18 protein-coding genes are annotated in these 19,536 nt (G+C 60.8%); 8 read left to right on the forward strand and 10 right to left on the reverse strand.

Annotation, left to right across the window (positions count from 1 at the left end; all coding sequences use genetic code 11):
- Position 1: 1 nt before the first annotated feature.
- The 3 genes from ACX3OW_RS19620 to ACX3OW_RS19630 all read right to left on the reverse strand — a co-directional run bounded on the left by ACX3OW_RS19620 (position 2) and on the right by ACX3OW_RS19630 (position 2,086).
- Positions 2 to 433, reverse strand: a complete 432-nt coding sequence (locus ACX3OW_RS19620; protein ID WP_459097480.1) for a cupredoxin domain-containing protein — start codon at positions 431 to 433, stop codon at positions 2 to 4.
- A 133-nt stretch (positions 434 to 566) separates the two neighbouring features.
- Positions 567 to 1,373: a pentapeptide repeat-containing protein gene (locus ACX3OW_RS19625; RefSeq protein WP_459097481.1), complete on the reverse strand. Its 807-nt coding sequence runs from the start codon at positions 1,371 to 1,373 to the stop codon at positions 567 to 569.
- A complete protein-coding gene (locus ACX3OW_RS19630) occupies positions 1,370 to 2,086 on the reverse strand; it encodes a hypothetical protein (RefSeq protein ID WP_459097482.1) in 717 nt (238 codons plus the stop codon). The genes ACX3OW_RS19625 and ACX3OW_RS19630 overlap by 4 nt, the downstream gene beginning before the upstream one ends.
- 20 nt (positions 2,087 to 2,106) lie before the next feature.
- Here ACX3OW_RS19630 and ACX3OW_RS19635 point away from each other — a divergent pair, with 20 nt between their 5' ends.
- Positions 2,107 to 2,670, forward strand: coding sequence for a thermonuclease family protein (locus ACX3OW_RS19635; RefSeq protein ID WP_459097528.1), 564 nt, complete (start codon positions 2,107 to 2,109; stop codon positions 2,668 to 2,670).
- Positions 2,671 to 2,726: 56 nt separating this feature from the next.
- Here ACX3OW_RS19635 and ACX3OW_RS19640 read toward each other — a convergent pair whose 3' ends face one another.
- The 7 genes from ACX3OW_RS19640 to ACX3OW_RS19670 all read right to left on the reverse strand — a co-directional run bounded on the left by ACX3OW_RS19640 (position 2,727) and on the right by ACX3OW_RS19670 (position 11,805).
- Positions 2,727 to 4,529, reverse strand: coding sequence for a PQQ-dependent dehydrogenase, methanol/ethanol family (locus ACX3OW_RS19640; protein ID WP_459097483.1), 1,803 nt, complete (start codon positions 4,527 to 4,529; stop codon positions 2,727 to 2,729).
- Positions 4,530 to 4,557: 28 nt separating this feature from the next.
- Positions 4,558 to 5,166: a Rieske 2Fe-2S domain-containing protein gene (locus ACX3OW_RS19645; protein ID WP_459097484.1), complete on the reverse strand. Its 609-nt coding sequence runs from the start codon at positions 5,164 to 5,166 to the stop codon at positions 4,558 to 4,560.
- 51 nt (positions 5,167 to 5,217) lie between these two features.
- Positions 5,218 to 5,616 carry a hypothetical protein gene (locus tag ACX3OW_RS19650; protein ID WP_459097485.1) on the reverse strand — a complete coding sequence of 133 codons (399 nt, stop codon included), beginning with the start codon at positions 5,614 to 5,616 and terminating at the stop codon, positions 5,218 to 5,220.
- 238 nt (positions 5,617 to 5,854) lie between these two features.
- On the reverse strand, positions 5,855 to 6,871 hold the full coding sequence (locus ACX3OW_RS19655; RefSeq protein WP_459097486.1) for an FAD:protein FMN transferase: 1,017 nt from the start codon (positions 6,869 to 6,871) through the stop codon (positions 5,855 to 5,857).
- On the reverse strand, positions 6,868 to 9,015 hold the full coding sequence (locus ACX3OW_RS19660; protein WP_459097487.1) for a 4Fe-4S binding protein: 2,148 nt from the start codon (positions 9,013 to 9,015) through the stop codon (positions 6,868 to 6,870). The genes ACX3OW_RS19655 and ACX3OW_RS19660 overlap by 4 nt, the downstream gene beginning before the upstream one ends.
- 209 nt (positions 9,016 to 9,224) lie before the next feature.
- A complete protein-coding gene (locus tag ACX3OW_RS19665) occupies positions 9,225 to 10,214 on the reverse strand; it encodes an SMP-30/gluconolactonase/LRE family protein (protein ID WP_459097488.1) in 990 nt (329 codons plus the stop codon).
- A 427-nt stretch (positions 10,215 to 10,641) separates the two neighbouring features.
- Entirely contained in the window at positions 10,642 to 11,805 is a 1,164-nt protein-coding gene (locus tag ACX3OW_RS19670) for a pyridoxal-phosphate-dependent aminotransferase family protein (protein WP_459097489.1), read from the reverse strand.
- 139 nt (positions 11,806 to 11,944) lie between these two features.
- Between ACX3OW_RS19670 and ACX3OW_RS19675 the strand changes: the two genes are divergently transcribed.
- The 7 genes from ACX3OW_RS19675 (at position 11,945) to ACX3OW_RS19705 (ending at position 19,511) form a co-directional block, all read left to right on the forward strand.
- The gene (locus ACX3OW_RS19675; RefSeq protein WP_459097529.1) at positions 11,945 to 12,655 is read left to right on the forward strand and encodes a GntR family transcriptional regulator; all 711 of its coding nucleotides are present in this window, start codon (positions 11,945 to 11,947) and stop codon (positions 12,653 to 12,655) included.
- Positions 12,656 to 12,818: 163 nt separating this feature from the next.
- Positions 12,819 to 13,952, forward strand: a complete 1,134-nt coding sequence (locus ACX3OW_RS19680; protein ID WP_459097490.1) for an NAD(P)/FAD-dependent oxidoreductase — start codon at positions 12,819 to 12,821, stop codon at positions 13,950 to 13,952.
- The gene (locus ACX3OW_RS19685; protein WP_459097491.1) at positions 13,949 to 14,950 is read left to right on the forward strand and encodes an ABC transporter ATP-binding protein; all 1,002 of its coding nucleotides are present in this window, start codon (positions 13,949 to 13,951) and stop codon (positions 14,948 to 14,950) included. Before ACX3OW_RS19680 ends, ACX3OW_RS19685 begins: the two co-directional genes overlap by 4 nt.
- Complete coding sequence (locus ACX3OW_RS19690; protein WP_459097492.1) at positions 14,947 to 16,044, forward strand: ABC transporter ATP-binding protein; 1,098 nt, start codon at positions 14,947 to 14,949, stop codon at positions 16,042 to 16,044. Before ACX3OW_RS19685 ends, ACX3OW_RS19690 begins: the two co-directional genes overlap by 4 nt.
- A 101-nt stretch (positions 16,045 to 16,145) precedes the next feature.
- Positions 16,146 to 17,642 (forward strand): ABC transporter substrate-binding protein, encoded by a 1,497-nt coding sequence (locus ACX3OW_RS19695; RefSeq protein WP_459097493.1) that lies wholly within the window; start codon positions 16,146 to 16,148, stop codon positions 17,640 to 17,642.
- A 55-nt stretch (positions 17,643 to 17,697) separates the two neighbouring features.
- Positions 17,698 to 18,645: an ABC transporter permease gene (locus ACX3OW_RS19700; protein ID WP_459097494.1), complete on the forward strand. Its 948-nt coding sequence runs from the start codon at positions 17,698 to 17,700 to the stop codon at positions 18,643 to 18,645.
- Complete coding sequence (locus ACX3OW_RS19705) at positions 18,642 to 19,511, forward strand: ABC transporter permease (protein ID WP_459097495.1); 870 nt, start codon at positions 18,642 to 18,644, stop codon at positions 19,509 to 19,511. The genes ACX3OW_RS19700 and ACX3OW_RS19705 overlap by 4 nt, the downstream gene beginning before the upstream one ends.
- Positions 19,512 to 19,536: the final 25 nt, after the last annotated feature.

Below are 19,536 nucleotides of genomic sequence, written 5' to 3' on the forward strand. Positions count from 1 at the left end.
GCTATTTCACGATGAACTTGCCGACCAACCCACGGCTCTCATAGCCGTCAGCCGAGAACTGATACTCGCCCGGACGAACCGGAACGAACCAGATGTCGACAATGCCTTCGTCGTCGAATTCGACGCTGTGCAGGCCATAAGGGGTGATTTCGAGGTCGTTGATGATCACCTGGTTGATCCAGGAATTGCGGAACAGGCCCGGTGCGATCACTGCCAGCTCTTCGCCGCCATCATGGACGATGCGCCAGCGGTAATACTTGCCGGTTTCCAGCTCGAAGGTGGTTTGCGAGAAGGTCAGGTCAGTGGAGTTGATTTCCAGATCAGGCAGGCGGGTCGCATTCGATGCCAGGTTACCTTCGGCCAAAGCCGTGCCGGGGACGGAAATCAGGCAGGTAAAAATAGCGGCTGCCTTGAGTGAATTCCAAATCTTCATCGTCGTGTGTCCTCTTCCCTGAGTGAACAATTGCTAATTTTTTTGGCGCTGTTCGCTTTGCGCAACCCAGCGCGTCGTCGGAATTGTGATTTTTACAAATTCATTGCTGTCTTAGGTCGGCATATCTCCATTTTTAGTCGTGCCAGGAGGCGTCCGGCATAAGGGCGCCACTGAAATTCGTGCCGTCAATATTCGTGTCGCGGAGATTCGCCGCAAGCAGCCTTGTTCCGCTCAGATCGGCATTGGACAGGTCGGAGTTTACCAGATCGGCGCGCAGCATGTCGGCGCCCTTCAAGGTGGCTCCGGCGAAGTTGCTGTTGCGGGCATTGATCTCCGACAGGTCACCGCCCTCAACGCTGCCACCCTGCAGGTTGAAGCGCTGCATGGTAACGCCATGAAAGGTCGAGCCCTTCAGATCGGCGCCAGAAGCATCAACACCACTCAGGCGGGCGTTCTCATACTGGCTGAACGGCAATTCAGCGTTCTTGAGTGTGGCGCCGGTCATGACGGCACGGCGAAACACCGCGCCAAGCCCGATCGCTCCATCGAGAACCGCGTTTGACAGCTTGGTCCGGAAGAAGATCACCTGATCGACCGTGGTCTTCTGCAAATTGGCGCCGGTCAAATTGGCTTCGGTGAAATCGGTATGGGTCAGGTTTGCGCCCTGCAGATTCACGCCCTGCATGCTGGCCCGATAGAAACCGGAATTTGCCAGATTTTTCCCGCTCAGATCGAGACCGTCAAAGATGGAGTCGGTGAAATCGCCCTCGGACAGATTGGCGCCACTCAGATCTGCGCCGGTAAAGTCACAGGCCACACAGCGCGTCGTCGTCCCAGCCAGGAAATCCTGCAACGGATCGGCACTGGCCATGCCCGTGCCCTGGGCGAGAAGGAGCAGCGTCGCGAACGCGCCCAGTGCTGTCCTGCGTGCCAGGGTCATTGCTGGGCTTTCTCCTCGACGCGAGGATAGGACGCATCCCAAGCTTCCCACCGCGTCGAACTTTCAAACTGGCCTGGGGCGAACTGGCCGGTGAGATCGACACCGGTCTGGCCCGGCTTGCGGAAGGCATGGCCCTCGACGCGCACAAATTTGCCGTCGACGGACTTGGTGCAGATGTCATCGACGTAGTTGGTGCCCACCGGCGTGCGCCCGAAGCGTGGTTCGAAGCTGTCGCAGTCCCAGCCTTCGCTGCCATAATGCGAATACACCCGGAAGCGCAGCAAATAGGCCTTGGAGCGGTCCCGCGTTTCAGCGCGTGAATCGGTCACCGCACGGAACCCCCGCGACACGCCGTTTTCGTCAAACAGCAGGGACATCACCACGGGAAAATTGGCGACCCGCGTGCCGCCGAAGGGCTGCAGCCAGAGCTCTTCGTCATATTGGTCATGAAACAGCTGGGACAGGCGCTCGGTGCTGTTGCCGAATTCGACAACAACTTCATGCAGCCCGTTCTCATCCGCCGCGCATTTTGCATACTCCGCCCAACCGGATAAGGCTTGCAGCGACAGATTGCCATTGTTGCCGCAGGCAAAGCGGTCATACCCTTCAGTGGTAATGTCAGCAGCATTCTGCCCGATGCCCAAGGTGCGGAAATCGGGCGGGAAGGGCGCTGTTTCCTGGGCCTGTACGGCGGCCGAGAGGCTCAGCGCCAAGACCGAAGCGGCAATTGCCGATGCATATTGAGCAGAGCGAAGTTTTTGAAGAATTGCGGAGAATACAAATGAAACGGGTCGCATGTTTGGCTTTTCTATATTCGGCGCTGGTTGGAGCCACATATGCCCAAGGGATATTAAGCGCGCCCCTGAAGACGGAAGTCGGACCCGCCGTCGCGGTTGAAGGGGATCATGTGGCTGTGAACGGCGTGGTCTTCGCGCTGTTTGGAGTCGATGCGCCCCTTAGAATTCAGTGGTGTACCAATGATGGCCAAAAATTTGGCTGTGGCTTGGAGGCCTTGCAGTCGCTGCAGGGCCTGATCGAAAACGAGACCGTAAGCTGCGAGCAGGTCCGCGATCCGCACTTGCGCCGCCGCGTGCTGCGCTTTGGCCGGTGCACTATTGGCGACCTGGATCTCGCCGCTGAGCTGGTTCGTCAAGGTATGGCCATGGCATTTCCCGACCAGTCTGATGAGTATGTGCGGCTTGAGGAAGAGGCAAAGTCGAACAGGGTAGGTTTGTGGGCCGCGGATGAATTTACGCCTCCGTGGATCTGGGAGGATACGTATCTCAACGAGCGCTAAAGGCCTCCCACAGCGTGAGGTAAAGGTGGGCCCCAATGGGGCCCACCTTCGATAACTTAGTTGATCGCGAAGACGTAGAGCTGATCGGTCGGCACGAAGAACGCGGACGGCGGATAGACGCCACGATCTGCGGCAGACGGAGCAGCACCAGCCAGCACAGCGATGTACTGCTTGCCATCCACTGCGTAGCTCATCGGCGGGCCAGCCAGCGAGGTGCCGACGTTGAACTTCCACACCACTTCCAGCGACTTGGCGTCATAGGCAGTGATGTAGCCGTCCGTGCCCGAACCGAAAACGAGGTCGCCACCGGTTGCCAGCATGCCGTTCAGACGACGCGGCATGGTGACCTTGCTGACCGTTTCACCGGTAACCGGGTCGATCGCGATGACCGAACCACCGTTGAACACTTCCGGCATGACCGTGCCTTCAGGAGCAGGCAGACGCCCGTTCCATTCACGCTGTGCGGCCACGACGTCGTATTCGCCACCGGTAATGGTCGGATTCGGCGACTCTTCAGGCACGTAAGCCGAGCAACCTTCAGCCGACGTCACGTACAGCAGGTTCACACCCGGGTTGTACGCAGCAGGCTGCCAGTTCTTGCCGCCGCCGAGCGTCGGGCAGTAGATGCCGACGTCGCCAGCACGCGAACCGACGGTACCAGCAATGTACTTCTGCAGACGGGCTGCAGGATCGTACTCGTTGGGCTTGCCGGTTTCGAGGTCAATGCCAGTGGTCCAGGAGACGTCTTCAACATACTGCTCGGCATAGCTCAGCTTGCCGTCCAGACGGTCGAAACCGTACATGAAGCCGTTACGGGCCGCACGAACCACCATCTTGCTGGTCTTGCCGTCTTCACCGACGACGTCGATCAGCTGGTTGTCACCAACTTCGTCATAGTCATACGGGTCGTTCGGCGTGAACTGGTAGTGCCAGTCGATGGCGCCGTCCTTGGAACTGATCGCCACGATGCTGGACGCATAGAGGTTGTCGCCAGGACGGTATTCGGCGTCAATCTGCGGCGCCGGGTTACCGGTGCCCCAATACATCATGCCGGTTTCCGGGTCATAGCTGCCGGTCTGCCAGATCGAGGCGCCGCCAGTCTCCCAGTCACGACCTTCCCAGGTATCAAAGCCTGGCTCGCCAGGTCCGGGGACGAGGTGAGTCCGCCATACCGGCTCGCCGGTATTCAGATCCAGGGCCTCAAGCCAGCCGCGAATACCATATTCGCCACCTGCCGGACCGTAGACTGCGGTGTCACCCACGATCAGCGGTGCGCCGGTAAAGCTCTCGGCACGCTCCTGGTCGGCGCGCTGCACCTCCCAGTTCACTTCGCCGCTTTCCTTGCTGAGCGAGAAGACGCGTCCGTCCATGGTCAGGCCGATAACATCGCCGTTCCACAGGCCGATACCGCGGTTTTCTGCACCGCAGCAGGTCGCGTCCGAAATCCACTCACGGTCGACTTCCGGATCATACTTCCAGATGATCTTGCCGACCTTGCCGTCGCGAACGTCCACTTTGTACACCACGGACCAGCCGGACTGCACATACATGAAGCCGTCTTCAACCAGGGGCGTACCCTCGTTGCGAGCGCTGGCATAACGACCACCGCGCGAGGCGTTGTCGAACGTGGTCACGAACGCGAGCGTCAAATCCTTGACGGTGTCCGTGTTGATTTCCTTCAGCGGGCTGAAGCGATGGCTGTCATAGGTCCGGTGAACCATCAGCCAGTTGGCGTCTTCGGCCTCGCTGCCGGCGGCGAGCAGGCGCTCGGCCGTCGTGTCAGCGGCCATCGGCGCGCCAATGGCCAAAGCCATGCTGAGTGCAATCAGGCTTGATTGCAGCAGAGAATTCCGTCTCATACTATTGCCTCCCAATCTAAAAATTAAATCACATCGTCTCGTCGCCGCCGACTCGTGAGTCGAAGACTGAAGCAACCACGATCTCGCCATCAACTATTTCCAGACCAAGCTGGGGTAGTTTTCTACTGGCAGGCCCAAACACGACTGAACCGTTGTTTTTTGGGTCGAAGTGCGAGCCATGGCACGGGCACTCGAGATTTTTCTCTTCGCGAAGCCAGCCGGTCACTTCACAGCCGGCATGCGTACAGATCGCGGAATAGACAAACACCCCTTCAGCTGCAGCAGCCTTGGCCTCGTCGGTCAAATCGCTGTCGTTGAACTTGATGGCCAGCAGGGTGTGCATGTAATCGCCGTTACGGACAACGCCTTCGGGCGACACCGCATAAGCCGTCTTCGGGCTGGTGCCTGCGCGCAGTTCCTTGACGGTCAGGCGGCGGCCATCTTCACGGATCGTGATGAAGTCGCCAACCTGCGGCGCCAGCTCGTTGTCGGCCTGGGCGAAAGCGGGACCAGCGACGGCAATGCCGCCAACGGCGACCATGCCCTGAAGAACGGCGCGCCGGCCAAAGCCAGCAGCCAAACGGCAGATCGGCTGACCTTCGCCAAATTCTTTGTTGTTATCTTCTTTGCTGCTCATTCAGCGCTCCTCAACAACGCATAATATTATCGGTAGAAATTGGCTCCGCCCTCAAGGGCAGAGGTTCAGCTTCCCCTTGGGGCCGGCGCCATCCAGCACCTTGATGTCAACGGACTGCTTGTCGTCCTGCAGCGAAATGCGCAGCGTACCGCTCTCGGCCTCTTCATGGCCGGCCTCGCACACGACATTGGCATCCCAGACCGTCTTGCCATCTTCGGCAACCGGATCGGTCAACCCAGTAATGGTACAAATGGCCTCATCAACGAGGGCCTTCTCTGCTCCCAGGGCTCTAACCTTGCCATCTGGAATGGAACGCTCGCCATTTATGATCGCGCAACCAGCCGCTGTTCCGTAGGTGCCGTCTATCTCAAGCGGCTGCGCCAACAATGGTGACGAACACAATGAAAACACAACAACGGCAGCGAGGAAGCGACGTTTGGATTGAGGCATTATTGCAATACCTTCCCTTTTAAACTTGGTGGTTCAAAAACTAGAAAATTCGTCCTAAACCACGATAGTTGTTACAAAAAATGACGTGGATGGCAAGCAAGAATGGGCAAAAGTCATACGAATGTCTAAAAGCCTTTCCGGGGTTCGAGACGTCGGCCGGTCCGGAGGCTGAGTCGACGGCCACAGGACAGGTTTGGAGCATGCCGGACGATCAAAGCGCGCCCAAAACGGCTGCGGGCTACGCACTGGTGCCATCGCGGCGCGTCAGCATGGCCCGAGTCTCGGGATAGAGCGCCAGCAGCGGCTGGGCCGCAGCTTCACCCGAAACAAAAATGGCTGTGGACAGGGCATCGGCGAGCATGGCGCGCGGGGCAACTACGCTGACCTCCAGCAGACGCTGGGCGCTGCGCCCGCTGGCCGGATCGAAGATATGGTGCAGGTCCGACCCGGGGAAATGCTGACCATAGCCGCCCGAAACAGCCAGCGCTTCATTGGCGATGCTGATGGTGCGATTGATTTCCAGGGTATTGCGTGGGTTTTTGAGGGCGATCAACCAGGCGCCACCCTCCGGCCGCCCGCCGATGGCACGGGTTTCGCCCACGTCCACCATGCTGTTATCGAAGCCTTCCTGCTGCAGTAAATCGGCGATCCGATCAGTAATATAGCCCTGGGCGATGCCGTTGAGCGTCACGGCCATGCCGGGCTTGGCGAATCGTAGCTGCCTTGGGCCGATCTCGAGCTGGCGATAGTCCACCAACGCGCGCGCCGCTTCGATGATCGCAGCAGGCGGCCCCGCGACCAACTCCGGTTGCTTGCGGAAATGCTCACTATAGACCCGCCAGAGCGGCTGGACCGTCGGATCGAAGGCGCCATGGCTCGCAGCGGCAATCTCGCGCGCAGCCTCCAGAACCGCCACCAGATCGGGCGAGGGCGTGAGCAGCCGGCCATTGTGGTTGAGCCGGGAAATTTCGCTGTCATGGCGGAACAGGCTGAATACCCCTTCCAGCCGTTCGACCTCGCTCCGCATCCGGGCGATTGTCGAATGGGCAAAGGCGGCATTGGGGTGCCACAGCGTCAGGCTGGCCGGGCCGCCCAGCGACTCGCCTTGCCAGGTCTGGAATGAAGGTTGCTCGCCGAGCCGGCTGAGGCCGGCAATGCCGACCGGCACGGCCAGCGTCGCCGCCAGCACCTTGAGGGCCTGCCGACGCGAGTATTTCGACGGAGCGCCGGGGCGCGAGGAGGTTCCGCTCATCATTTAGCCACCGCATTGCGCGTGAAAACCGGAACATTCGGACGCTGGGCGGCGCTGGAGCGCTCACGCTGCTTGCGCTGCTTGGCCAGCGGCGGGCAGCGATGGTCGTCGTAATATTCCACCTGACAATCCAGGCATTGGAAACACTCGGCCATGTTGATCTTGCCGGTCGGCTCGATCGCACGCACCGGGCAACTGCGTTCGCATAATTTGCAGGGGCTGCCGCATTCCGGGCGGCGCTTGAGCAAGGTCAGCAAATGCAGCCGGTCGAGGATCGCCAAGGCGCCGCCAAGCGGGCAAAGGAAACGGCAAAACGCCCGTTCGGTAAACAAGCCGATGGACAACAGCACCACCGCGTAAAGCACATAGGGCAGGGCGCGGACAAAGTGGGTGGAAATTGCCGTCTTGAATGGCTCGATGTCGGCGGCGACCGAACCCGCAGTGGGCGCCAGGAACGCCAAGCCGACAACCACGGCGAAGGACACATATTTCCCCCACCACAGCCTGCCTTGCAGCTTGGCGCTGGGATTCCATTGCGGCAGGCGGAGCAGGCGGGCCGCCTGGGCCAGCAATTCCTGCAAGGCCCCGAATGGGCAAAGCCAGCCGCAAAACACCCCGCGCCCAATAAGCAGCAGCGAAATGGCCGTATAGATCGAAATCATCACGATCAGCGGTTCGGCCAGATAGAAGCCGATATCCAGATTCTGGAACGGCGCTTTGAGATAGTTGATGACATGCACGATGGAGAGTTGCGCGCCGACACCCCAGCCCAGCCAGACCAGCGTGAACACTAGGAAACCGGTGCGAACCCAGCGATGCAAACGCCGGTAACGCGACAATACCGACTGGAACGCCAGAATTCCCGTCAGCGCCAGCAGAGCCACGCCCAGGATGATCACTTCGGTCCGACTATGCTCCCAGGCCTCGACCCAGGCCGGAACCGGGTCCGGTTCGGGCATCAGGATGTGGCGGGGGGGCAATTGATAGTCCAGCACGGGCAGCGCGATGGTCGCGGTGGCGCCGGTAGCAGCGTCGGTGGCATGAACCAGAATCTCGACGCCCCAAGGCGCCAGCGGGTCGAAACCGCTATCGGGCGGCAACAGCACCATGCCGCTGACCTTGCCCAGCCGAATTCCGGCCCGCATGAAACTGGATTTGTCGAACTCGAAGCTGCGGTCGCCCTGTAGGATGCGCAAGCGCTCCAAGTGGAAGCCGCTGGAGCGGTTCTGGAATTTATAGCCCAGGAAATCATAGCGGCCATTGGAGGCCAGAAAAATGGCCTGAGACCCCGGGGGGAAGTCGGCGAAGATCAAGTCGTGGCTGCCCCGGCCGGCGGCATTCCGGCCGATCATGGCAGGCGTGGCAAGGCCAGCGCGCAGTTGCAGATAAACCTCATCAGGTCCACCGCGCGGAGTAATCTCGGGCGTCATTGCTGCCGCCCCGGCCTGTTCCATCGCCTGGGCGAGATCGGCATTGGTGATGGTCATCGACGCGATGGAGCCATCGGCGAGCAGGGCGTTGTGGTCCATCGGCGCGAAACTATCGATGTCGAGCGTGGGCTGGGTAATCACCGGCCGGCCGAGCCGCGCGCTGAGCACGACGCGGGCACTATCTCGGATCGCATTGCGGAAGGCCCGGCCAGAGGTCGTCACCCCGGCAAGGAATTCCGGCTTGGGGCCGTCCGCAGCCCCGGTACGTGAGGACATGCCCGCTGTGGCGGTCAGAAATTTATCCGTCAGCGCGATGAGCCGGTCATCCTCGATGATCAGGGGCTCACGGTGAAACAGGCTGACCGCGCCGGTCACCCGTCCATCCAGGCCAACACCCGCGATGACATCGAATGGCGTGCCCGAATAACCATGAGCCCGCACGATATCCAGCGTCGAAAAGATATAGCCGAGCAGTTCATCGCCCTGATAGGCGGCTGCCGACAGCGGCCCCTCATCGTCCAGCAATTCGGTGCGGTCGGCTTCGGGAAAAACCTTGCTGACCACATCTGGCGTCAGCCGCTCGCTGAGTGCGGGCGGATGCTCCCCATATTCGTAGTCAGCAGCATGGGCCAGTGACGCGATTAAAAACGACAGGCAAAAAACAGTCCGGATGAAAAACCCGGCGAGGCGGGCATCGCGCCCAGTAAAACTAAACAATTCAGACATCTCCCACCGCCGGAACTGCGTTTCGACGATTAGCGTGAGTCTATGCCTATTTGTCGCGCCGGGGGAAGGCAGACGCGATCACAACCGTCCACCGGAGCGGATTTTGAGGTTGAATTTGCTGATTCTGGGCCGCGCGGATTGCGGGCGTCGCCGCCAGCAATCCGCGCGTTTTCAGCACGAAGGCCTGTTCAGACCTGCGATCAGTCCAGCTTGAGGAAAGCCAGTCCGTTATTGTTGTTGAGCGGGATCACCAACTGGTTGGCCTCGGCGTCGTAGCACATCGAGGCGGCGCTCGGCACGCCGGTGGCGATAAGCTCGGCCGGCTGTCCCGGGACGATCTTGGAAATGCCGCCCTGCGTGACGCTGCTGACATATTTGGTGCCGTCGGCCATGATCACGAGGCCATCGCTGCCGGGTTGGGCGGCATGCTCGGCATTGAGCAACTCGCCTTCGGGCGAAAACGTCAGCACCGCATCGTCGCCGATATTGACCACGACAATATTGCCGTCGCCATCGATCCCCACACCGTTGGGCGATGCCAGCGGCGCGCCGTCAAGAAAGACGCTGGCCGTGCCATCCGGGGTAATCTTGTAGATGCGCATCGGATCTTCGGCCTTGCCGCCGCCGGTCTGGGACGCATAGATCGTGCCGTCGTCGGCGACTTCGATGTCGTTGAACCACGCCACTTCGGGCACCGGAATTTCGCCCGAAGGCGCGCCGGTTGCCATGTCGAACATGCGGATGACGACAGTTCGTGCTACCCCGTCAGCAGTGCCACCATCGCTATCGGCGGCGTAGAGCGTGCCGTTCACGATGTCGCTGCCGAATGGCTCATTGAGCACCAGGCCGTTGCGATTGGCCCCGATCCAGCGGGGCGTATGCACCGAACCATCATGATTGATCAGGGACACAAAGGCATCATTGGGGAATCTGTCCTGCGGCGCACCTCGGTTGAGGGCCACAATGAGGTTTCGTTCAGCATCGTAGGAACAGCTCTCGGTGCTCACCAGGGCGCCGTACATTTTTACATTGTCAGAAGCCGGGGTGTAGACCCCGTCGCGGCTGGTCACACCCACTGGCATGCCGGCCTTGAACGGCTGCACTTCGGCTGGTGCCGCAGCTTGCTGTGCATTAACTGCGCCAGTGCTCAGCAGAAGGGCAATGCAAATGCTTGATGTTGACAATTTCATGAAAAATCTCCAAGTCGGCTTGCTTCAGGCGAAGGCGGATGTATTCGGAGTAATTTTGGCAAGACAAGAATAATTTCTTGTAGGTCAATTTTAGGCTGGACATATTCAACTTAACGTCGATGCCGGCCCTCCGGTTGACTGAAAATACTTGCATCGTCCCAGATGCGGGACGATGCACGCATGGCGGATCATTGCGTATTTGGCCGGCGCTGGCCAGTGTTGGAATGGCCATTTGATAAGACGTTACCGCCTTGGCGCAGCGGCCCGCTCCCCATCTACGCCCACATGGTCGTCACTGATCCCGCCCTCCTTGGTCTTGAGCTGCCGCCTGTTCGGTGACCTCGCGAGTGCGCAAGGCGGAGTAAGTGCTACTCAGCCCTGCGCCCAATCGTTTGCCTCACCTGGCTGGACAATGCCGGGCCGTTGCCTATCTGCCCAGCACATCCATCGCTGCCTGGACGCCGCCTCGCTGGAAGGGGATTTCCGTGCCCTTCAGGCCCATCTCGATGCCGGAGAGCGTCGCAAGCAGGGTCAGGTCGTTGCATTGTCCCAGGTGGCCAATGCGGAAAATCTTGCCTTTCAGCTTCGTCAGTCCCTGGCCGAGAGAAAGATTGTAATGCTCCAGCACGTGGGCCCGCAACGCATCGGCGTCGTGACCCTCAGGCAAGAGGACCGCCGTCAGCACGGAGGAATAAGCATGGTCATTGGTGCAGAGCACTTCCAGACCCCATGCCTGCACCGCGGCGCGGGCGGCGGACGCAAGGCGGTCATGGCGGATAAAGACATTGGCCATGCCTTCGCCTTCGAGCAAGGCAATGGCCTCCCGCAAACCGTAAAGCAGGTTGGTAGCGGGGGTGTAGGGGAAATAGCCGGTTCGATTGAACTCGATCATTTCGGACCAGTCCCAATAGGATCGGGGCATCCCGCCCGTCCTCGCTGCCTCGATGGCCTTGGGAGACAGGGCGACCAGACTCAGGCCGGGTGGCAGCATGAGGCCCTTTTGCGAGCAGGTGACGGTGACGTCGACGCCCCAATTGTCGTGCTCATAGGGCAGGGAGCCCAGCGACGAGATCGCGTCGACCATCAGCAGTGCCGGATGGTCCTCCGCGTCGATCGCTGCGCGGATCGCGGCGATTGGGCTGGCGACGCCGGTCGAGGTCTCGTTGTGGACCACCATCACCGCCTTGATGTGATGCTCTCGATCCTTAGCCAAATGCTCGCGAATGACCTCGGGATCGGCCCAGTCCCGCCAATCGCCAGGGATAAACTCGACTTCCACGCCCCATTTCGTGGCAAGCTTGCGCCATTGGGTGGCGAAGTGTCCGGTCTCAACCATGAGTACACGGTCGCCGTGGCTCAATGTGTTGACGATGGCTGCTTCCCAGGCGCCGGTGCCCGAGGAGGGGAAGATCAGAACCGGGTGTTGGGTTCCGAAAATGCGCTGGCTGCCGGTGAGGACCGTCTTGGCAAGATCGGCAAATTCGGGTCCCCGGTGGTCGATGACCGGCATGCTGATGGCACGAAGAACCCGGTCAGGGACCTGGCTTGGGCCTGGGATTTGCAGGAAGTGCTGTCCAAAATGAAGTGTCATCTGCCGCCTGATTGCCTTGAAGTGAATCCTTGGTCCGCATTTTGCATTCATTTTCGGGGCAGTACAATGGATTTGTATTCGATCTTTTCGAGTGGTAGAGTGCGGACTACCTAAGTTGGGGGCGGGCGGAATGGCCGAAATGGGCGGTGTGGCGGAGGCGGGCGAGGAGGGTGCCCTGCGGTCTGCTGGAGGGTCGCTGCACGAGGAAATCCTGGCTAGCCTGCGGCATTACCTGATCGAGGGCAGTCTGCCTGATGGCGCGCGCATTCCCGAGCGACTGTTGTGCGAAACCATGGGGGTGTCGCGGACGCCCCTGCGCGAGGCGCTCAAGGTTCTGGCGGCCGAAGGGCTGGTGGAGCTCTTGCCTAATCGCGGTGCGCGCGTGCGGGTCTATAATGAGAATGACATCCGCGAAATGTTTGAGGTGATGGGTGGCCTGGAAGCGGTCGCTGGTCGCCTAGCCTGCGAGCGCATAACGGATGCAGAAATTGCGGAGATCGAAAAACTCCATTATGATATGTATTCCAGCTATATGCGGCGGGATCTTCCAGCTTATTTCTCCCTGAATCAGCAGATCCATCAAGCGATCGTCGCCGCCGCGCGCAATGCGGCCCTGGCGGTGACGTATGGCAATTTCACTAGCCGGCTGCAGCGGGTGCGCTACAACGCAAACCGCGAAAATCACAAGGATCGCTGGGGCGAGGCGATGCGGGAGCATGAGCAGATGCTCGACGCTCTACAGCGTCGTGCCGGGCTCGAACTGAGCGACATCATGTTCCGCCATTTGCAGAACAAGCGTGCGGCGGCCCTGCGCTATCTCGGCGGCAATCCCTCCCAAGATCTGGACTGATCATCTGCCCTTATGACCCTCCGCTCGCAGCTTGTTGCGGGCGGTTTTTTTGTGTCGTTCGCGCCGGTGCCCTCCAGTTTGCATATGTGACGAATTTTTGCTTGAAATGAATGCATAATCAGGCATTGTGCGTTTGGAGTGCATTCTCGTGATGGGGGCGACGATGAAAGCGATAGTGGTGGGGGCTGGCGTTATCGGCTCTTCGGTCGCCTATCGTCTGGCTGAGGCCGGCGTGCAGGTTCTGCTGCTCGAAGCCGGCCGGGTTGGCGCCGGCACGTCGCTTGTCAGCTTTGCCTGGGTCAGTGCCTGCGAGAAGGTCGACTCCAATGATCATTTCCGGCTGAACCTTGCCGGCGTCCATGCCCATGCAGCGATCGCCGAAGAGTTTGGCGCTCAGGGAGATTGGTATCGGCGTCCTGGCGCCATCCAGTGGCAGCATGCCGAGCTGGAAGGGCAGGCGGGAGGGCGTGCTGGGCTCAAGCTGTCACGGCTGCAGGAGCTGGGATATCCGGCCGAGCTGCTGACGCGGGCCGATCTTAAGCGTCTGGAGCCTGAACTTGCAGACACCGCCATCGATGAAGGCCACGCCGCAATCCATTATCCTGAAGATGGCTATGTGGAGGCGCCGGTTTTCATCGGGGCGCTGCTGGATGCTGCGGTTCGACGTTATGGCGCCGAGGTGCGGACCCAGACGCGGGTGACGCAGGTCCTGGTTCAGGGTGACCGCGCCGTCGGCGTTACCACTGCCGCCGGCGAGAGCCTGATGGCCGATGTTGTGATCAATTGCGCCGGCCGCTGGGTGAATGATGTGGTGGGCTGCGAGGACTTGCAGGTTCCGCTGGCCCCGACCGTGGGCCTCATTGCCTATACGCCGGCCTTGCCGGCCACCATCCGCAAAATCCTCCGGACCCCAAATCTCAATGTTCGTGCCGACGGTGGTGGCCGGTTGCTGCTCCGCGCCAATGACTTGGACGAAACCGTGGGTATGCACGATCTGCCGAACCCCGCGCATCCGGCGGCGCAGGCGTTGGTGGAGCGCCTTGGTGCGCTGGTGCCGTCTCTGGCCGGCGTTCCGGTGGAGGCCGTTCGCATTGCGGTTCGGCCCATTCCAAAGGGCGGTTTGCCTTGTGTGGGGCCGATCCCCGGCATCGAAAATTATTGGGTGGCGGTCACGCATGGCGGCATCAATACCAGCGCCTTTATCGGGCTGGCCTTGCGCGATGAAATCCTGAGCGGGCGTCCAGCGCCTGAATATGCGCCCTATCGCCCGGCGCGGTTCTTCGAGGCAGCAGCATGACCCAACCGGCTTCCCAACCCCTGCTGACGGTCGAGGATTTCTCCCTCAGTTTTTCCACCTCCGGGTCGGATCACCTGATCGATGGCGTATCATTTTCGGTTTTTCCCGGCCAAACCCTGTGCCTTGTGGGTGAATCCGGCTGCGGCAAGAGCGTCACGTCGCTGGCGCTGATGGGCCTGCTGGCGACCCCGCCTGCCCGTATTGCCAGCGGTCGCGCCATCTTCGAGGGGCAGGATCTGTTCACGATGCCGGATCGGCAGCGCGCCGACCTGCGCGGCAATAGCATGGCGATGATTTTCCAGGAGCCGATGACCTCGCTCAACCCGTCGATGACGGTGGGGCAGCAAATCATCGAGGGCATTCGTCGGCATAGCCGAGTGTCAAAGCAGGATGCCCATGAGCGGGCGCTGGAAATGCTGCGGCTGGTCCGAATTCCAGCGCCGGAAAAGCGGCTGAACGCCTATCCGCACCAAATGTCCGGCGGCATGCGCCAGCGTGCCATGATTGCGATGGCGTTGGCGAATTCGCCCAAGCTGCTCATCGCCGACGAGCCGACGACGGCGCTCGACGTTACCATTCAGGCTCAGATCCTGGCGCTGATCAGCCGGCTGCAAAAGGAAACCGGCACGGCGATGATCCTGATCACCCACGACCTCAGCGTCGTGGCCGAGGTCGCAGATCATGTCGCGGTCATGTATGCCGGCCGCATCGTTGAGACCGGGACCGTGGAGGATATTTTCTCCGACCCACAGCATCCTTATACGCTCGGCCTGTTTGGTTCGGTGCCGTCGCTCGGCCGCCGGACGGGCGCGCTGGCGACGATTGAAGGCTCAGTGCCGCCCCTGTCACTGATGCCCAAGGGGTGCCGCTTCGCCACGCGCTGCCCGTTCGCCGATCAGCGCTGCCATGAGCAGGTGCCGCCCATTTTCACTGCAGCGCCAAACCACCAGGTCGCGTGTTGGTATGCCCCGCTCGAACTGCATGGGAGAGCGGCATGACCGCCTCGTCTGTTCCAATTCTTGAAGCGCGCAACTTGGTGAAGCGCTTCGGGCATCCGGCTGGCTTCATGCGCGCATCAAACCTGGTGCATGCGGTTTCCGATGTGTCATTGACCATCGCCCGTGGCGAAACCTTCGCTATCGTCGGGGAATCCGGTTGTGGCAAGTCGACCTTGGGGCGGGCACTGCTGCGTCTGCTGGAGCCCACCTCCGGCCAGGTCTTCTATGAGGGCCGCGAGATCACGGCGCTCAGCCAGCGTGAGATGCGCCGCTTGCGCAGTGAATTGCAGATCATCTTCCAGGACCCCTTTGCGTCGCTCAATCCGCGCATGACGGTTCGGGATATCCTGGCGGAGCCGATCCGCCTGCATCGCCTCGCCAAGGGTAGCGAAGTGAATGATCGGGTGGACGACCTGATGCGTACGGTCGGCCTGCGCCCTGATTGGAGCGATCGCTACGCCCATGAATTCTCCGGCGGGCAGCGGCAGCGCGTCGGCATTGCCCGGGCCTTGGCGGGCGGGCCGAAGCTGATCGTGGGTGACGAGCCGGTTTCGGCCCTCGACGTTTCGATCCAGGCCCAGGTCGTCAATCTACTAGGTGAGCTCAAGCAGAATTTCGGCCTGACGCTGCTGATCGTGGCGCATGACCTCGCGGTCATCCGCCATATGAGCGACCGCGTCGCCGTCATGTATCTGGGCGAGATCGTCGAACTCGCCTCGGCGGACGATGTCTACGAGACGCCGTTGCACCCCTATACCTCGGCGCTGCTGCAGGCGATCCCGGTTTCAGATCCCTCTGCTCGCGGCACGCGCCAATTGCTGCAGGGCGACGTACCGAGCCCGACCGCGCCCCCAACCGGGTGCCGGTTTCACACCCGGTGCCCGCACGCCCGTCTTCGTTGCTCGACCGATCATCCGGAACTCGAGGTGGTGGGGGCAGGGCGGCAGGTCGCCTGTCACTTCTGGCGGGAAATTCAATCTGCGGGGGCAAGCGTGCCATTTCCGGCAGAACGGAGCCCGGCCCTCAAAACGCGGCTGGAGCTTTATCGGGCCCGGCAACGGGAAAAGGAAACGGCCAAGTCGGTGCAAACGTAGGTAGCCCTAGGCCAATTTTCATTCTGATCCGCAAAAAGACACCACGGGCGAGGGGCTCGCGGCGGCATCAGTGGACGACATTAGTGAAGCAGGAGACGTTGATGTTTAAGAAGCTAGCCTTGACTACTATTCTTGCAGCGATGTTGAGCTCGACGGCGTTTGCCGCCAACCTCAATATCGCGATGCAGGACGATCCCGATATTCTCGATCCGCACCGCGCCAATACTTTCGTTGGCCGCCTGGTCTTCGGGCCGATGTGCGATACCCTGTTCGACATCGACACCTCGCTGAACATCGTGCCACGTGTCGTCAGCGAATGGGCCTGGTCGGAGGGTGATACCGTCCTGACCATGACCCTGCGCGACGATGCGCTGTTCCATGATGGCACGCCGGTCAACGCCGAAGCCGTCAAGGCAAACCTCGACCGCGCCATGACCCTGCCGGAAAGCAACCGCAAGGCCGAGCTGGCCTCGGTGGCCTCCGTCGATGTCCTCGGCGATTATCAGGTGGCGATCACCCTCAAGGCGCCCGATGCCGCCTTCCTCGCCAATCTTACCGACCGCGCCGGCATGCTGATCTCGCCTGCGACCTTCGAGACCACCGGCGAAGGTGGCCTGGTTTGCTCGGGTCCCTACAAGTTTGTCGAGCGCATCCAGAACGATCGTATCGTGATGGAAAAGTTTGCCGACCACTGGGATGCCGACAACTACCACTTCGATACCGTGACCTACCGCCCGATTCCGGACACCACGGTTCGCCTGGCCAACTTGCAGTCGGGCGATCTGCAGATCATCGAGCGCCCGGCGCCGTCGGATATGGAGACCATCAAGAACGATCCGAACCTGGTGTTCGATCTGGTCACCGGCCTTGGTTTTTATGGCGTCAACTTCAACATGGGCAATGGCGACCGCGCCAATAGCCCGATCAACCAGGACAAGCGCCTGCGTGAAGCGCTGAATCTGACCATCGACCGCAACGTGCTCAACGAGGTTCTGGGCGCCGGCACCTATCCGCCTGCCTACCAGCCCTTCTCCAGCGCGTCCTGGTCCTACAATCCCAAATTCGATGGCGGCGGTCGCGATATCGAGCGCGCCAAGCAGTTGATGGCCGAAGCTGGCCATGAGACGGTTTCGTTCGAGATCCTCTACGCCAATAACAGCGCCATGCAGCAGCTCTTCGAACTGGTTCAGGCGATGGCAAGCGAGGCCGGGTTCAACATCACCCTGCGTCCGACCGAGTTCGCCGCCTATGTTGAAGAGCGTGAAGCCGGCAATTTCGACGTCAGCCAGTTTGGCGCTTCGGGTCGTATCGACCCCGACGGCAACTTCCACCGCTACCTCGCCTGCGGCAGCGCCGGCAATGTCGGCGGCTACTGCAATGAAGAGCTGACCGAACTGCTGAACAAGGCGCGCGTCGTCAACGACGTCACCGAGCGCAAGGCACTCTATGACCAGGCGCAGGAAATCGCCCAGCAGGATCTGCCGGCATTGTATTTCTACTACACGCCCCGGACCTGGGCCTACAGCGCCAAGCTCGACGGTATCGCCTCCTATGCCGACGGCGTGTTGCGCCTGGCAGGGGTGAAGCCGAAAGAGTGATCCATATCGAGGCGGCGGTTCTACCGCCGCCTCGACCTGAAACAGGTCCGACTCCATGATCAAGCTCATCCTCCGACGTATCCTGCTCGCCATACCGACGTTGATCATCCTGTCGATGATCATCTTCGGTCTGCAGCGCATGCTGCCGGGCGACCCGATAATGACGATGATGGCGGAGGAGTCCGACCCGCAGGTGCTGGCGTTCCTGCGCGATAAATACCGCCTCGGCGACCCGGTGCCGATCCAATATCTAGCCTGGGTCGGCAATGTGCTGCAGGGCGATTTTGGTCGATCCCTGCGCACCGGGCTGTCCGTGTCCGACATGATCCTGCAGAAGTTGCCGATCACGGTGCAGTTGGCGACGATGGCGATGATCATGGCGATGCTGATCGGCATTCCTGCCGGCATCATCGCCGCCGTGCGCAAGAACACGATCGTCGACTACGCCACCAACACCGTTGCCCTATCGGGGATGTCGATTCCCAATTTCTGGCTGGGCATCATCCTGATCATGGTCGTTGCGGTGAACTGGAAGCTGCTGCCTGCCTCGGGATATGTGCCGATCACGCAGGATTTCTGGCTATCGATCAAGACCATGCTGATGCCGGCCTTTGTCCTGTCGACCGCCGTCGCGGCCTATTTGATGCGCCACACCCGCAGCGCGATGCTGAGCGTGCTCAGTTCTGACTATATCCGCACCGCCCGTGCCAAGGGGCTGCTGAGCAGCGCCGTCATTCTCCGGCATGCGCTCGGTAATGCGCTGATGCCGATCGTCACCCTGGCAACCCTGCTATTCGGCGATCTTCTGGCCGGCGCCGTGCTGACCGAACAGATCTTCGTCATCCCCGGGTTTGGCAAGCTGATCGTCGATGCGGTTTTTACCCGTGACTATGCCGTGGTCCAGGGCGTGGTGCTGTTCACCGCCATCGGCTTCATCGCCATGAACATCCTTGCCGACGTGCTCTACATCCTCATCAATCCCCGTCTCAGGCATCCGCAATGACCGTAGCCGTCCAAGCCGAGGCCGTCGCGCCGCGCCGCCGTTTCCGAGCACTGTCCAAGATTGCCAGCAATCGCGGCGCGCTGGTCGGCGCCGCCATCGTCCTGTTTTTCGTCGTGCTGGCGGTTTTTGCTCCTGTTTTCGCCACCCACGATCCATTCGCCACCGCCTTCACCGATGTTCGCAAGCCACCCTCGGCCAACTTCATCCTGGGCACCGATGAAATTGGCCGCGATATCTACAGCCGGCTGCTTTACGGCGCCCGTGCGTCGCTGATGGCGGGCGTGGTTTCGGTTTCCATTGCGCTGGCAATCGGCGTGCCATTGGGATTGCTTGCCGGCTATTTTGGTGGCTTGGTCGATGGCACGATCTCGCGGGTGATCGAAGCCTTGCTGGCCATTCCGTCGCTGATCCTGGCGATTGCCCTGGCGGCAACTCTTGGCCCCAGCCTGACCAATGCCATGTTCGCCATCGGCATCGCGGCAACGCCGATCTTCGTCCGCTTGACCCGAGGGCAGGTGCTCGCGGTCAAGACCGAGGACTATGTCGAGGGCGCGCACGCGATCGGCCTGCCGCACTTCCTGATCATCATCCGCTACATCCTGCCCAATGTGATGTCCCCCATCGTGGTGCAGGCGACGATCACCGTCGCCACGGCGATCATTGCCGAAGCCAGCCTGTCGTTTCTGGGGCTCGGGCAACAGCCACCCAACCCCTCCTGGGGATCGATGCTCAATACCGCCAAGAATTTCATGACCCAGGCTCCGTGGATGTCGATCTTTCCCGGCGGCGCGATCTTTCTCGTCGTCCTGGGCTTCAACCTGCTCGGTGATGGCCTGCGTGATGCGCTGGACCCACGCGCCAACTAATCGAAACTTCAAGGACTAGACCGCT

It is taken from the genome of Devosia sp. A449, from assembly GCF_054489375.1.

What these genes read in the sequence shown, in the direction of transcription:
- ACX3OW_RS19650 (WP_459097485.1), bottom strand. Translation starts at nt 5,616, where the DNA reads ATGCCTCAATCCAAACGTCGCTTCCTCGCTGCCGTTGTTGTGTTTTCA.
- ACX3OW_RS19705 (WP_459097495.1), top strand. Translation starts at nt 18,642, where the DNA reads ATGACCGTAGCCGTCCAAGCCGAGGCCGTCGCGCCGCGCCGCCGTTTC.
- ACX3OW_RS19680 (WP_459097490.1), top strand. Translation starts at nt 12,819, where the DNA reads ATGAAAGCGATAGTGGTGGGGGCTGGCGTTATCGGCTCTTCGGTCGCC.
- ACX3OW_RS19645 (WP_459097484.1), bottom strand. Translation starts at nt 5,166, where the DNA reads ATGAGCAGCAAAGAAGATAACAACAAAGAATTTGGCGAAGGTCAGCCG.
- ACX3OW_RS19690 (WP_459097492.1), top strand. Translation starts at nt 14,947, where the DNA reads ATGACCGCCTCGTCTGTTCCAATTCTTGAAGCGCGCAACTTGGTGAAG.
- ACX3OW_RS19625 (WP_459097481.1), bottom strand. Translation starts at nt 1,373, where the DNA reads ATGACCCTGGCACGCAGGACAGCACTGGGCGCGTTCGCGACGCTGCTC.
- ACX3OW_RS19670 (WP_459097489.1), bottom strand. Translation starts at nt 11,805, where the DNA reads ATGACACTTCATTTTGGACAGCACTTCCTGCAAATCCCAGGCCCAAGC.
- ACX3OW_RS19620 (WP_459097480.1), bottom strand. Translation starts at nt 433, where the DNA reads ATGAAGATTTGGAATTCACTCAAGGCAGCCGCTATTTTTACCTGCCTG.
- ACX3OW_RS19640 (WP_459097483.1), bottom strand. Translation starts at nt 4,529, where the DNA reads ATGAGACGGAATTCTCTGCTGCAATCAAGCCTGATTGCACTCAGCATG.
- ACX3OW_RS19685 (WP_459097491.1), top strand. Translation starts at nt 13,949, where the DNA reads ATGACCCAACCGGCTTCCCAACCCCTGCTGACGGTCGAGGATTTCTCC.
- ACX3OW_RS19655 (WP_459097486.1), bottom strand. Translation starts at nt 6,871, where the DNA reads ATGATGAGCGGAACCTCCTCGCGCCCCGGCGCTCCGTCGAAATACTCG.
- ACX3OW_RS19695 (WP_459097493.1), top strand. Translation starts at nt 16,146, where the DNA reads ATGTTTAAGAAGCTAGCCTTGACTACTATTCTTGCAGCGATGTTGAGC.
- ACX3OW_RS19635 (WP_459097528.1), top strand. Translation starts at nt 2,107, where the DNA reads ATGCATATTGAGCAGAGCGAAGTTTTTGAAGAATTGCGGAGAATACAA.
- ACX3OW_RS19665 (WP_459097488.1), bottom strand. Translation starts at nt 10,214, where the DNA reads ATGAAATTGTCAACATCAAGCATTTGCATTGCCCTTCTGCTGAGCACT.
- ACX3OW_RS19675 (WP_459097529.1), top strand. Translation starts at nt 11,945, where the DNA reads ATGGGCGGTGTGGCGGAGGCGGGCGAGGAGGGTGCCCTGCGGTCTGCT.
- ACX3OW_RS19700 (WP_459097494.1), top strand. Translation starts at nt 17,698, where the DNA reads ATGATCAAGCTCATCCTCCGACGTATCCTGCTCGCCATACCGACGTTG.